At 30.7% G+C, this 12,843-nt stretch carries 13 protein-coding genes, 11 tRNA genes and 1 pseudogene; 19 read left to right on the top strand and 6 right to left on the bottom strand.

Annotated elements, in window-relative coordinates; translation table 11 throughout:
• Positions 1-7: 7 nt before the first annotated feature.
• Together Q4A58_RS02045 and Q4A58_RS02040 are read right to left on the bottom strand one after the other, a co-directional pair.
• The gene (locus Q4A58_RS02045; protein WP_303116161.1) at positions 8-535 is read right to left on the bottom strand and encodes an NUDIX hydrolase; all 528 of its coding nucleotides are present in this window, start codon (positions 533-535) and stop codon (positions 8-10) included.
• Positions 532-1,872, bottom strand: a complete 1,341-nt coding sequence (locus Q4A58_RS02040; RefSeq protein ID WP_303116159.1) for a DUF1576 domain-containing protein — start codon at positions 1,870-1,872, stop codon at positions 532-534. Before Q4A58_RS02040 ends, Q4A58_RS02045 begins: the two co-directional genes overlap by 4 nt.
• Positions 1,873-1,996: 124 nt before the next feature.
• Between Q4A58_RS02040 and Q4A58_RS02035 the strand changes: the two genes are divergently transcribed.
• The 12 genes from Q4A58_RS02035 to Q4A58_RS01980 all read left to right on the top strand — a co-directional run bounded on the left by Q4A58_RS02035 (position 1,997) and on the right by Q4A58_RS01980 (position 3,341).
• The gene (locus Q4A58_RS02035; RefSeq protein ID WP_303116157.1) at positions 1,997-2,302 is read left to right on the top strand and encodes a GIY-YIG nuclease family protein; all 306 of its coding nucleotides are present in this window, start codon (positions 1,997-1,999) and stop codon (positions 2,300-2,302) included.
• 78 nt (positions 2,303-2,380) lie between these two features.
• A tRNA-Leu gene (locus Q4A58_RS02030) sits at positions 2,381-2,468 on the top strand.
• A gap of 7 nt (positions 2,469-2,475) precedes the next feature.
• Positions 2,476-2,552, top strand: a tRNA-Met gene (locus tag Q4A58_RS02025).
• A gap of 21 nt (positions 2,553-2,573) precedes the next feature.
• A tRNA-Gly gene (locus Q4A58_RS02020) sits at positions 2,574-2,649 on the top strand.
• 11 nt (positions 2,650-2,660) lie between these two features.
• Positions 2,661-2,736: transfer RNA gene (locus Q4A58_RS02015), tRNA-Lys, on the top strand.
• A 7-nt stretch (positions 2,737-2,743) separates the two neighbouring features.
• Positions 2,744-2,820 (top strand) — tRNA-Arg (locus Q4A58_RS02010).
• Positions 2,821-2,825: 5 nt separating this feature from the next.
• Positions 2,826-2,903, top strand: a tRNA-Ile gene (locus tag Q4A58_RS02005).
• A 12-nt stretch (positions 2,904-2,915) separates the two neighbouring features.
• Positions 2,916-2,990 (top strand) — tRNA-Glu (locus tag Q4A58_RS02000).
• 4 nt (positions 2,991-2,994) lie between these two features.
• A tRNA-Ser gene (locus Q4A58_RS01995) sits at positions 2,995-3,078 on the top strand.
• Positions 3,079-3,090: 12 nt separating this feature from the next.
• Positions 3,091-3,166: transfer RNA gene (locus tag Q4A58_RS01990), tRNA-Phe, on the top strand.
• A gap of 11 nt (positions 3,167-3,177) precedes the next feature.
• A tRNA-Val gene (locus tag Q4A58_RS01985) sits at positions 3,178-3,253 on the top strand.
• An 11-nt stretch (positions 3,254-3,264) separates the two neighbouring features.
• Positions 3,265-3,341: transfer RNA gene (locus Q4A58_RS01980), tRNA-Asp, on the top strand.
• Between the two features lie 258 nt (positions 3,342-3,599).
• On the opposite strand, the gene leuS is transcribed toward Q4A58_RS01980, so the two are convergent.
• Genes leuS through murA form a run of 4 tightly spaced genes read right to left on the bottom strand, consistent with a single transcriptional unit; the run spans position 3,600 to position 8,765 of the window.
• Positions 3,600-6,161 carry a leucine--tRNA ligase gene (gene leuS / locus Q4A58_RS01975; RefSeq protein ID WP_303116155.1) on the bottom strand — a complete coding sequence of 854 codons (2,562 nt, stop codon included), beginning with the start codon at positions 6,159-6,161 and terminating at the stop codon, positions 3,600-3,602.
• 11 nt (positions 6,162-6,172) lie between these two features.
• Positions 6,173-6,769, bottom strand: a complete 597-nt coding sequence (locus Q4A58_RS01970) for a sigma-70 family RNA polymerase sigma factor (protein ID WP_303116153.1) — start codon at positions 6,767-6,769, stop codon at positions 6,173-6,175.
• Positions 6,770-6,779: 10 nt separating this feature from the next.
• Positions 6,780-7,484 (bottom strand): 23S rRNA (guanosine(2251)-2'-O)-methyltransferase RlmB, encoded by a 705-nt coding sequence (gene rlmB / locus Q4A58_RS01965; RefSeq protein WP_303116151.1) that lies wholly within the window; start codon positions 7,482-7,484, stop codon positions 6,780-6,782.
• 9 nt (positions 7,485-7,493) lie between these two features.
• On the bottom strand, positions 7,494-8,765 hold the full coding sequence (gene murA / locus Q4A58_RS01960; protein WP_303116149.1) for a UDP-N-acetylglucosamine 1-carboxyvinyltransferase: 1,272 nt from the start codon (positions 8,763-8,765) through the stop codon (positions 7,494-7,496).
• Between the two features lie 213 nt (positions 8,766-8,978).
• Here murA and Q4A58_RS01955 point away from each other — a divergent pair, with 213 nt between their 5' ends.
• The 7 genes and pseudogenes from Q4A58_RS01955 to Q4A58_RS01925 all read left to right on the top strand — a co-directional run.
• On the top strand, positions 8,979-9,278 hold the full coding sequence (locus Q4A58_RS01955) for a hypothetical protein (RefSeq protein WP_303116147.1): 300 nt from the start codon (positions 8,979-8,981) through the stop codon (positions 9,276-9,278).
• A 72-nt stretch (positions 9,279-9,350) separates the two neighbouring features.
• Positions 9,351-9,662, top strand: a complete 312-nt coding sequence (ylxM, locus tag Q4A58_RS01950; RefSeq protein ID WP_303116144.1) for a YlxM family DNA-binding protein — start codon at positions 9,351-9,353, stop codon at positions 9,660-9,662.
• A 12-nt stretch (positions 9,663-9,674) separates the two neighbouring features.
• The gene (gene ffh, locus Q4A58_RS01945; protein WP_303116142.1) at positions 9,675-11,012 is read left to right on the top strand and encodes a signal recognition particle protein; all 1,338 of its coding nucleotides are present in this window, start codon (positions 9,675-9,677) and stop codon (positions 11,010-11,012) included.
• A 49-nt stretch (positions 11,013-11,061) separates the two neighbouring features.
• Positions 11,062-11,325: a 30S ribosomal protein S16 gene (gene rpsP / locus Q4A58_RS01940; protein WP_303116140.1), complete on the top strand. Its 264-nt coding sequence runs from the start codon at positions 11,062-11,064 to the stop codon at positions 11,323-11,325.
• Positions 11,326-11,600: 275 nt separating this feature from the next.
• Positions 11,601-12,209: a MotA/TolQ/ExbB proton channel family protein gene (locus Q4A58_RS01935; RefSeq protein ID WP_303116138.1), complete on the top strand. Its 609-nt coding sequence runs from the start codon at positions 11,601-11,603 to the stop codon at positions 12,207-12,209.
• 2 nt (positions 12,210-12,211) lie between these two features.
• A complete protein-coding gene (locus Q4A58_RS01930; RefSeq protein ID WP_303116136.1) occupies positions 12,212-12,601 on the top strand; it encodes a biopolymer transporter ExbD in 390 nt (129 codons plus the stop codon).
• A gap of 9 nt (positions 12,602-12,610) precedes the next feature.
• Positions 12,611-12,843, top strand: a pseudogene (locus tag Q4A58_RS01925) (energy transducer TonB); the annotation flags it as partial.

Below are 12,843 nucleotides of genomic sequence, written 5' to 3'. Positions count from 1 at the left end.
TTAGATTTTAAATTGCAGCAACTCCTTTTAAATTTAGATAAATATTAAGTATGAATGTAGTTTTCATATCAATAGAAACTTTAAAAGCTTCATCTAATGGAAACCACTTTGAAAAAAGATCTTCCCCTTCATCAAGTTTTAATTCTTTTGGAGAGATATTGTCAGATTTTAATCTTATTATATATAGAAAAAGTTTTTCTGTTGTATAACCTGGAGATACATAAAAACCATTTTTAGAATCATAGATTATTTCATAATCCTCTTTTTCAAAACCTGTTTCCTCTCTTACTTCTCTATAAAGAGTTTCAATAGGTTTTTCATCTCCATCAATAAGACCAGCGGGAATTTCAAAGAGATTGGTCTTTGCTCCAGGTCTATACTGATTAACAAGTAGAGTTTTTGTCTCAGATTTATTTAATATAAGTGTTGCAATAGCATTAGATTTCTCCAAGTATTCAAAATTAAAATTTGCTTTTGGGTTTTTTTTAAGAGCAATTTTAAGAAATTTTAGCTCAGGTATTTTTAATATTCTCATCTATTTTCTTCCTTATTCCTTTCTTTTATAGCTTTTTGTACATCTTTTAAGAAGAGCATGTGTTTTCTTTGAAGATTAATTTTTCTGGTATTGTTATTATCCGAAATCATATTAAAAATAGGAAGTAAGAATCCAGCAACTATCCCAGCAGAAAAACCATTGTTATATAAATTTAAGCCTCCATGAACCAAACCTATATTTTGAACAACAGCTAGATGTAACCAACCAGCAACTATTCCAGCAATAGGACCAAAAACCCCAGCAATGGGAGCAAGTGCAGTTCCAAACAAACCTGATATAGCTAAAGTGAAAGAACTGACATTTGTTCCAAATTTTCCAAGGAGGATTCCAAGAAGTATAGGTATGGTATTTAAGATATTTTTTCCATTTGCAGCAAAACCAACAAGAGTAAAAAGTCCAGCTAAAACAGGGCCATTAAATGTCTGCTCTGTCATAACAACAAAAATAATTCCAACGAAACCACAGATACCCATATTTATAAAAGAAAGTCCATAGCCATATTTTGAAGTAAAGTCAGCTTTGTAACCACTATCTTGAATTAAATCTAGATATCCTCTAAAAGAGTTATCATTTATAAAAAATCCAATGATAATAAGAGAAAGAAAAACTGAGGCACATATTATTATTAAGGCAGTATCATATTCTGTAGAAATCAAATTTTGCCTGGCAATTTCAAAATTATACATTTTTAAGACAGCGATAATAACAGCACCTAATATTCCAGCAGTAAAGCCTAAATTATAAAGATCGAAACCTTCATGGAAATCATAGAAACTTTTAGCCAGAGGAACTATAGTAAAACCTATAAGAACTCCTATTAATATAGCATTGATAAAGGACGCTTCATTGGTTATACTATTTTCATTAAAAGCAACTGCACTTACAAAAGGAGCTAGGGCACTAGAAAATGAAATTGTAGTTAGGCAATCTGAAAAATTAGTTGAAGAGTATATACTGTAGAGTATACCTCCTAAATAAAAGGGCAGTATATTTAAAATATTTTTTCCAAAAAAAGAAAAACCAAAAACAGTAAAAAAAGAGGCAATAACTATTCCGTTAATCTTGATTTTAAATATTTTTACAAGAAAAAGATTAAAGAAAAAAATTAAAAAAGCATTTAAAAATGCAGCACCTATTCCACCAACCAAAATGAAGTCAGTTACAAGAATTGCTGGAGAAGTTATTATTTTAAAAAGTCCAAGAAAAACATTTTCTCTTTCATATATAATATAGATTGAAAATGAAACTAATATTATTGTAGCCAAAAAAAAGGTCAAAATTTCTATATTTTTAATTCTTTTAGCAAATTTATCCATATATCACTCCATAGATTAGATTTTTAAAATAATTATACATTATTATTGAAAGTATAGCAATAAAATGATGGAAGGATAGACAAGTATTTAAAAATTTAGTATTATATAAAACAAGGAGAAAATTATGGCATATGAAGTTTATATATTGCGTTGTGAAGGAAATAATATTTATACTGGTATAGCTAAGGATGCTTCTGAAAGATTTGAAAAGCACAGGAAAGGCTTAGGAGCAAAATATACAAGAATGTATAAACCTGTAAAAATAGAGCTAGTTTTTTCTTGTGGAGATAGATCTGAAGCATCTAAGGTGGAGAAATTTATTAAGTCAAAAAGTAAAAGAGAAAAGGAACTATACATAGAGCAGCCAACTTTTTTGGAAGAAAGTATTTTAAAATCAATTAAAATTAAAATTTTACAAAAAAATTTTTAAAAAAGTAAAAAAGTATTTGACAATATTCTCTAGCTATGGTATTATAACTAATGTCCTAAGGGATATAACAATAAAAATGCCTGGATGGCGGAATAGGTAGACGCACAGGACTTAAAATCCTGTGGTACTTAGTACCGTGCCGGTTCGATTCCGGCTCTAGGCACCATTTATATCGCGGGGTAGAGCAGTCTGGTAGCTCGTCGGGCTCATAACCCGAAGGTCGTAAGTTCAAATCTTGCCCCCGCCACCAAAAATAAATATTATGAATTATGCGGGAATAGCTCAGTTGGTAGAGCGTCAGCCTTCCAAGCTGAATGTCGCGAGTTCGAACCTCGTTTCCCGCTCCATTTATTTTTAAGCGTCATTAGCTCAGTAGGTAGAGCACACGACTTTTAATCGTGTTGTCACAAGTTCAAATCTTGTATGACGCACCATCTATATGTGTCTGTAGCTCAGCTGGATAGAGCAACGCCCTTCTAAGGCGTGGGTCAGGGGTTCGAATCCCTTCAGACACGCCACTTGTGGATCTATAGCTCAGTTTGGTCAGAGCACTCGGCTCATAACCGAGTGGTCGTTGGTTCAAGTCCAACTAGATCCACCATTTTTTTTAAATGCCCCGTTCGTTCAGTGGTTAGGACATCAGATTTTCACTCTGGAAACAGGGGTTCGATTCCCCTACGGGGTACCACTTTGGAAGGCTATCCTAATTGGTAAGGAACCGGTCTTGAAAACCGGCGTCGTAAGACTTTAGAGTTCGAGTCTCTAGCCTTCCGCCATTTAAAATAAAAGCCCAGATAGCTCAGTCGGTAGAGCAGGGGACTGAAAATCCCCGTGTCGGTGGTTCGATTCCGCCTCTGGGCACCATTTTAAATAATGGTCGCATAGCTCAGTTGGGAGAGCACCTGCCTTACAAGCAGGGGGTCATAGGTTCAAGTCCTATTGCGACCACCATAAAAAATTCTGGGGGTGTAGCTCAGTTGGTTAGAGCGCCTGCCTGTCACGCAGGAGGTCGCGAGTTCGAGCCTCGTCACTCCCGCCATTATAAAGATTAGAAGGCAGCTTAGGCTGTTTTTTTTGACTCTGTGCCAAATGGTGTTGATGAAAAAATCAAATAAATTTTTATGTAGTTCCAGAAAAATAAAATCTGGAACTATTTTTTTGTTAAAGATTAGCGCATGTTAATTTTCTTATATTTAAGGTGAAAATAGTTTGGAAATATGGATGTATAACTTAATTATATTAAAATACCACATTTTAAAAATAAAATGTGGCACTTTCTTCTTCATATTTTTTTATTTTACTGAGGCTTAACAACAATATTAACTATTTTATTTGGTACAACAATAAGCTTGACAATACTCATATTTTCAAGATGTTTTTGAACATTTGAAAGTTCAAGGGCAGTTCTTTCTATCTTTTCTTTAGAACTATCCTTAGCTATTTCAAAGCTTCCTCTCATTTTTCCATTTACTTGGACTGCAATTGTTACGTCATCAGTAGATAAGAATTTTTCATCATAATTAGGCCAAGCTTCGTTAAACAGAAAAGATTTTTCTCCCAATAACTCCCATAATTCATCACAAAAATGTGGAGTGAATGGTGAAAGCATTAAAATTATTTTTTTAAGAACAAAGCCTAATATTTTAGGAGCTTCTTCACTTACAGACGGATTATTTATATATGCTTGGACATCATTTATAAGCTCCATACAAGCCGCAATAGAAGTATTGAAGTGATAGTTTGCTTCAATAGAATCTGTCATTTTTTTAATAGTTTGATTGAGTTTTATAATTAAATTTCTGTCTTCCTTTGAAATTTTATTATACTCTATCTCAGCTTCATTTATTTTATCAGAATTTTCAAGGACAAGACGCCAGACTCTTGTTAAGAATCTATAAGCACCAGCTAAACCATTTTCATTCCACTCCAATTCTTTTTCAGGTGGTGCAGCGAACATTATAAATAATCTAGCAGAATCTACACCATATTTTTGGATAATTTCTTCTGGATCTACTCCATTATTTTTTGATTTAGACATTTTTTCAATTTTAATAGTTAATTCTTCACCAGTTTTAGAAAAGGCTTTATCAGCTTTTAATTCAACTTCATTAGGGCTTAGATATTTATTTTCTTTTTCAGAATAGTAAGAAGGCCCTAAAACCATACCTTGAGTTAAAAGTCTTTTAAAAGGTTCATTGGAAGAGAGCATAGATAAATCTCTTAAAACTTTATGGAAAAATCTTGCATAAAGTAAGTGCATAACAGCATGCTCAACACCGCCTATATATTGATTAATAGGAGTCCATTTATCTACAATTTCCTTTGAGAAAGCTTCTTTAAAATTTCTAGGATCACAGTATCTTAAAAAATACCAAGATGAGTCAACAAATGTATCCATAGTATCAGTGTCTCTTTTTGCAGGACCTCCACAACAAGGACAGATAGCATTTTTAAAATTTTCAGATGTTTCAAGTGGATTTCCATTTCCTGAAAATTCTATATCGTTTGGTAATAAAACTGGTAAGTTTTCATCTTTTTCAAGAACTGTACCACACTTTTCACAATGTAATGCAGGAATAGGAGTTCCCCAATATCTTTGTCTTGAAATTCCCCAATCCTTTAGCCTGTATTTAGTTGTTTTTTTACCTATACCCCTTTCTTCAACATAGGCATTCATTTTTTCTATAGCTTCTTTAGGAGATAAACCATTTATAAGCTCTGAATTTATTAATTTTCCATTGTAAGAAAAGCTATCCTCTCCTTCAGAAGTTTCGATTACTTTAATAATAGGAAGATTATATTTTTTTGCAAAAGCATTATCTCTTTCATCATGAGCAGGAACTCCCATGACAGCTCCTGTGCCATAGTTCATCAGTACATAGTCAGCTATCCAAAGAGGTAAAATTTCTTTAGAAATAGGATTTTCAACTTTCCAGCCAGTATCAACACCAAATTTTTCTTTGCCCTCAGCTGTTCTTTCTATCATATTAGTGTTTTTCATAGCTTGAATTTTATCATTAAGGGCAGGATTAGTTTGAAGTATTTTATCCACAATAGGATGTTCAGGAGCCACAACAAGGTAAGAAGCTCCATAGATAGTATCAATTCTTGTTGTAAAAACTGACAGAAGCTCTTGAGTTTCAAGGACTTTAAAGGATAATTCAGTTCCAAAAGATTTTCCTATCCAGTTTTTTTGCATGGTTAGAACTTTTTCAGGCCAGCCATCTTTTAGCTCTTTGTGCCCTTCCAATAGCTCATCAGCATAATCAGTTATCTTAAAAAACCATTGTTCTAGCTCTTTTTGGATAACATCAGTTTTTGAATGTCGCCAGCATTTTCCATTTTCAACTTGCTCATTAGCAAGAACAGTTTGACAATCAGGGCACCAGTTGACAAGCGATTTTTTCTTATAAACTAAGCCTCTTTCATACATTTTCTTAAATAGCCATTGATTCCATTTGTAGTATTCAGGTAAGTAACTTGCAATCTCTCTCTCCCAGTCATAAGAAAACCCCATAAGTTTCAGCTGCCTTTTCATATTCTTTATATTAGATTTAGTCCAAATTGCAGGGTGAATAGAGTTTTGTATAGCTGCATTTTCAGCTGGAAGACCAAAAGAGTCCCAACCCATAGGTTGCAAAACATTAAAACCTTTCATTTTTTTGTATCTTGATATAACATCTCCTATTGTATAGTTCCTAGCATGTCCTACATGCAATTTTCCAGATGGATAGGGTAACATAGATAAAACATAGTAATTTTCTTTTCCTAGAACTTCATTTTCAGTTTTAAAAATATTACCCTTTTCCCATTTTTCTTGCCATTTTTTTTCAATTTCCTTAAAATTATATTCTCTCAATTTCTCCACCTCTATAAATTATTCAAATTATATTTTTTCATCCATGATTCAGATTTTTTTTTAATTCTTTGTATAGCATTATCAATGGATTTTGTTGCAGTCTTAAGTTGTTTTGCAATTTCTTTATATGTATAGCCTCTGATTAGGTATTCAAAAACTTGTTTTTCTAAATTACTAAAATTTTTTTCAGTGTATTCTTTAAAATTTTGTAATTTTTCTTTATTAAAAAAAATATTTTCAGGTGATATATCAAATGAGAAAAAATTATCATCTAAATTATCATCTTTTTTATTGTAATTATTAAAATTTAAAATAGCCTCATTAAGAGGATAGTTTTTTTGACTATTTGCTGTTTTTATGGCTGAAAAAATTTGTCTCTTCACACATAGATTCGCGAAGGTTTTAAAAGAAGATTTTTGAGGCATATAGGCTTTTATTGCTTTAAATAGTCCTAACAGACCTTCTTGAACCAAATCTTCAGTTTCAGCACCTACCAAGAAAAATTTTTTTGCATTTGTAGAAACAAGAGGGAAATATATTTTGATGATTTCATCCATAGATTCATCATCACCATTTTGTGCTTTAATAATCAAATTATCTATATCCATCTAGAACCTCTTAGCTATTGGTAAAACGAGAAAGTAAAATTCCAGCAGCAACAGAAACATTTAAGGAGTTAATTTTGCCATGCATAGGAATTTTTATAAGTTTGTCACAATGCTCTCTGACTTTTTTTCTAATTCCATTGCCTTCATTTCCCAAGACCAAAGCAATTTTATCAGGGTAAGATTCCAAGTTGTAATTCAGTGTAGCCTCACCAGCAGCACCATAAACCCAGTATCCCATTTTTTTAAGTTTGTTTATTGTATCTGATAGATTTGTTACTTTTGTAATAGCTACATATTCAATTGCTCCAGTAGAAGTCTTCACAACAGTTTCGTTTATTCTAACTGAATTTCTTTCTGGGATTATTATGAGGTCCACCTTAAAAGCTTCAGCACTTCTTATTATTGCACCAAAATTTCTGGGGTCTTGAATCTCATCTAGAATTAAAATGATAGATTTATCTTTTCGAGTTAATTCATCAAAAACGACTTGCTGTTCTAAGTAATAATCATGCTTACTTACATAGACAGCAACACCTTGGGAGTTTTCTATTTTTTTACCAGTATAGAAGATTTTTATATTTCTTTTAGAAGCAAGTTCTTTAATTTTTCTTGTAGTTTCTTCTTTTAAACCTTTATATAGCTCAAGTTTTTCAATATTTTTTTCTTTATTTAGAAGAGCCTCTGTCACGGCATTTACTCCAATTATTCTTTCCATACTTCTCCTTTATGCTTCAACTTTAATTCTTTCAATATCAGCACCTAGAGCTTTAAATTTTTCTTCAAAATTTTCATAACCTCTATCTACATGGTAAATTCTATTAACTATACTCTGACCTTTAGCTTTTAAAGCAGCTAAAATAAGTGAAGCTCCAGCTCTTAGATCGCTTGCCATAACCTCAGCAGATGAGAAATTATCAACTCCCGTAATACTTGCAGAGGAAGAGTCAATTTCAATTTTTGCTCCCATTCTATTTAATTCAGGAACATGCATAAATCTATTTTCAAAAATGGTTTCTTTAATTTCACTTACTCCTTCAACTAGGCACATAAGAGTCATTATTGGAGATTGCAAATCTGTTGGAAAACCTGGATGAGGCATGGTAGTTATTTTTGTAGGTTTAAGCTCAGATAACTTAGATAAAACTTTTAATTTATTATCTTTAATTTCAAATTTTACACCCATCTCTTCTAATTTTAAAATAAAGCTTAAAAGATGTTCTTTCACAATACCACTTATAGTAATAGAACCATCAAAAAGTATTGCAGCAATGATGTAAGTACCAGCGACTATTCTATCAGGAATAATTGAATATTCACAGGCATTTAATTTTTCTACACCTTCGATTTCGATTCTGCTTGTTCCACCACCTTTGATTTTTGCTCCCATTTTTATTAAAAAATTACAGAGATCTTCAATTTCTGGTTCTTTTGCTGCGTTTTCTAAAATTGTTAGGCCTTTAGCTTTAACAGCAGCCATGACTATATTTTCTGTGGCACCAACGCTAGGAAAATCCAAAATTATTGTAGAACCTGTTAAACCATTTTCAGCAGAAGCCTTAACATAACCATGTTCAATATTGATTTTTGCTCCTAAAGCTTCGAAGCCTTTTAAGTGTAAATCAACTGGACGAGCTCCAATTGCACACCCCCCTGGTAAAGCAACTTTTGCTTCATTACTTATTGCAAGCATTCCTCCCATAACTAAAAATGAAGCTCTCATTTTTTTCACTAGATCATAACTTGCTTCAATACTTGTTAGACCGTTATTTATAATTTTATAAGAATTATCACCTAATTTCTCTATTTTCAGTCCCAAACTCTCCAGAAGCATGATAAGAGTTTTTATATCTCTGAGATTAGGAACATTATGCAGGATGTAAGTTCCTTTTTCAATTAAAGTCGCTATCATAATAGGAAGTGTAGAATTTTTAGAACCATCTACAGCTAAATTTCCTGTAAGTTTTTTTCCACCTATAATTTTAAATGCTTCAACCATTTATAAAAATCACTCCTAAAAATTTATATTCTATTGATTATAACATAATTTAATAATAATAGTCTATAAATTTTATTTTAAAATAAATAGAATTTTTAAGTATTTCGGAAGAATAAAATTCATTTAGGTACTTATAAAAAATAGCTTTACAAAATTTTAAAATATTGTATATTAATAGAAAATAATAAAATAGGATTAAGAGAGGTGAAAGGCATGGGAAAAAATGAGAAAAAAGTAGATATAGTTGTAGCTGTTTTTAATAATGAGTCTTTGATAAATGATATTTTTGAAAATTTAAAGAAAGAACTTTTAGAATTTATTTTTATGGAAGATGTGAGTACCTTTAAGAAAGCTATATTTATTCAAGGTATATTTTCATATGCAAATTTGATTTTAAGTGCAAATCAAACCTTATCAGAAGAAGATAAAAATAAGAAAATGATAGAGTTAATAAACATAAGTAAGATGTTAAATGAAACATCAAATGAGGACTTAACAAAGTTTATGAGCTAAAATAAAAAATAATGTAAAGAAAAAATACTTGACAAAATAAAATACATAGACTATAATTAGTGGGTGATATTTATGAACTTAGAAGAATTTGTTACAATTGCTAGTCTTTTAGATATATACTCAGAACTTTTGAGTGGAAAACAAAAAGAATATATGATAGAGCATTTTGAAAAAGATCTTTCTCTTTCTGAAATAGCGAAAAGTAAAGATGTCAGTCGTCAAGCAGTTCATGATAATATCAAAAGAGGAGTAGTAATTTTAAATGACTATGAAGCAAAATTAGGTATATATAAAAAGAAACTGGAATTGAAAGAAGAGCTTTTAAAATTAAAAGCTGACTTCGTCATTGAGAGATTGGATAAAATAATAGATGAGATAATCTAATAGAGGGAGTTTATGTTAGAAAATTTAGGAAATAGATTTCAGGAAATCTTTAAAAAAGTCCGTGGACATGGAAGATTAAGTGAAGATAATATAAAAGAAGCTTTAAGAGAAGTTAAGATGTCTCTTTTAGAAGCAGATGTAAACTATAAAGTTGTTAAAGATTTTACTAATAAAATAAGTGAAAAGGCTATAGGTACAGAAGTTATAAGAGGCATAAATCCAGCTCAACAATTTATAAAATTAGTAAATGATGAGTTGGTAGAACTTTTAGGTGGGTCAAGCTCAAGGCTTACAAAGGGTATTAAAAAACCAACAGTTATTATGATGGTAGGCTTACAGGGAGCTGGAAAAACAACCTTTGTTGGAAAAATTGCCAAATATTTGAAAAAGCAAAATGAAAAAATTCTTCTTGTTGCAGCAGATGTCTATAGACCAGCTGCTATAAAACAACTTCAGGTTCTTGCTGGGCAGGTAGGAGTTGAGGTTTATTCTGAGGAAGAGAATAAAGATGTAGTTGGTATTGCAACAAGGGCTATAGAAAAGGGAAGAGAAACTAATGTTGACTATATTCTAGTTGATACAGCAGGAAGGCTTCATATTGATGAGTCGCTTATGGAGGAATTAAAAGAACTAAAAAGAGCTATAAAACCCCAAGAAATATTACTTGTAGTAGATGCTATGATAGGGCAAGATGCTGTAAACTTAGCAAAGTCTTTTAATGAAAATTTAAGTGTTGATGGGATTATACTTACTAAATTAGATGGAGATACTCGTGGTGGAGCAGCTCTATCTATAAAAGCTGTTGTAGGGAAACCAATTAAATTTATAGGAATTGGCGAAAAATTAGATGACATAGAATTATTTCATCCAGATAGGTTAGTATCTAGAATATTAGGGATGGGAGATGTAGTTTCTTTAGTTGAAAAAGCTCAAGAAGCAATAGATCAAGACGAGGCTAAAAGTTTAGAAGAAAAAATAAGAAGTCAAAAATTTGATTTAGAAGATTTCTTAAAACAACTTCAAACAATAAAAAAGTTGGGCTCATTGGGGAGCATTCTAAAGATGATACCAGGAATGGGACAAATTGGAGATTTGGCTCCAGCTGAAAAAGAGATGAAAAAGGTTGAGTGCATAATTCAGTCTATGACAAAGGAAGAACGAAAAAAGCCAGAACTTTTAAAGGCAAGTAGAAAGCAAAGAATAGCTAAGGGTAGTGGAACAGATGTTGCTGATGTGAATAGGCTTTTAAAGCAATTTGAACAAATGAAGTCTATGATGAAGATGTTCAGTGGGGGAAAACTACCAAATTTTGGTTCTATTATGGGAAGTAGAGGGAAATTTCCCTTTTAAAAATATATATTAAAATAAAAATTTATAAATAAAAAGGAGATGTGAAATAATGTTAAAATTAAGACTTACTAGATTAGGGGATAAAAAGAGACCTTCTTATAGAATTGTAGCTATGGAAGCTTTATCAAAGAGAGATGGTGGAGCTGTAGCTTATTTAGGAAATTATTTTCCTTTGGAAGATTCTAAGGTAATTTTAAAGGAAGAAGAAATTTTAAAATTCTTACAAAATGGAGCACAACCAACAAGAACAGTTAAATCTATTCTAACTAAAGCTGGAATTTGGGAAAAATTTGAAGCTAGTAAAAAGAAATAAGAAATTTATTTCTCTGTTTAAGATTAATTTATCTAAAATACTGCTGTGAAGTATAAAAATTTCAGGGCAGTATTTTTTTAGTATATAAAAAACATAAGATTAATATATTTTTTAAATTTTTATATGAGCAAGTAAATAAAAATAGAAAAATTAATGAGAAGATTTTTTTTAAAATAAGTATTTTTATAAGCTTATATAATTTTATAAAAAAATATATTGACTTTTAAAATAATATAAGTTAAAAATATCTATATAAAAAGTATTTTGGAGGATCTATGTTACATTATTTAAAAGTTGGTGGACCAATATTATGGATATTATGTGTTATCTCTATATTAACGCTTTCAGTGATAATTGAAAGGATAGTATTTTTCTCAAGAAATGAAAGAGGAATAGGGAAAGATTTTAAAATTGAAATAAATAAATTGATTTTAGAAAATAAAATAGAGGAAGCTATAAAATTATGCAAAAGCAAGAAAAGTTGTGTAGCTAGCTCAATTGAAAGATTTCTAATAAGTTCTAAAAGGGATTTGGAGGTCCAAGATTATGAAAATATAATAAAGGAAATCATAATAGAAGAGACAGCTCCATTTGAATCAAAACTTAATTGTTTAGCAAGTGTAATAGGTATAGCACCTATGCTTGGGCTTTTAGGAACTGTAACAGGTATGATTAAAGCTTTTACAAACATATCAAAGTTTGGCTCTGGAGATGCTACTATAGTAGCAGATGGAATAGCAGAAGCACTTTTAACGACTGCATTTGGTCTTATAATAGCTATTCCAACAATAGTGGTATACAATTATTTGAATAGAAGGTTAGAGAAGGCTGAAAATGAAATAGATAAAATATCTACAACTATAATTAATATTTTTAGGAGATAATTATGGGAAAGTATAGAAAAAAAAGAGCTTCTGTTCAACCTGATTTAACTCCTTTAATAGATGTTGTTTTTTTATTAATAATATTTTTTATGGTGACAACAACTTTTAATAACTTTGGTTCAATTCAGGTTGATCTACCGAGCTCCACAATTCAAAAAACAGATAAAAATAAGAGTATAGAGATCATAATTGATAAACAAGGGACTTACCATATCTCAGATAATGGAAAAATTTATGCAGTAGAATTTGAAAAATTGGATGAACACTTGAAAAGTGTAAAAGAAGCTACAATTTCGGCTGACAAAGACTTAAGATATCAAACAATTATGAATTTAATAACAAAAATAAAAGAAAATGATGTTGAAAATTTAGGTTTAAATTTTTATGAGTAGGGGTAATCTATGAAGAAATATATTCTAATTTCTTTAATTTTTCATCTGAGTTTTCTCTTGATTTTTAAAATGAACAATAGATTGGGAGATGAAAAATTAAATAAGGTGGTTCCTATAACTTTTGTAGCTACCAAAACTTCACCTAATCCTGGTTCACCTATCGTTGCACCAAAGGAAATTGAAAAAAAAGAAGAAGTTAAACCTAAAAAAGAAGAAAAAAAGAAGGAAAAGAAAGTAGAAAA

This window comes from Fusobacterium sp. (genome assembly GCF_030528405.1).
Classification (GTDB): Bacteria; Fusobacteriota; Fusobacteriia; order Fusobacteriales; family Fusobacteriaceae; genus Fusobacterium.
Note: the sequence above shows the minus strand (reverse complement) of the source record. Positions and strands in the feature narration are given on the sequence as shown.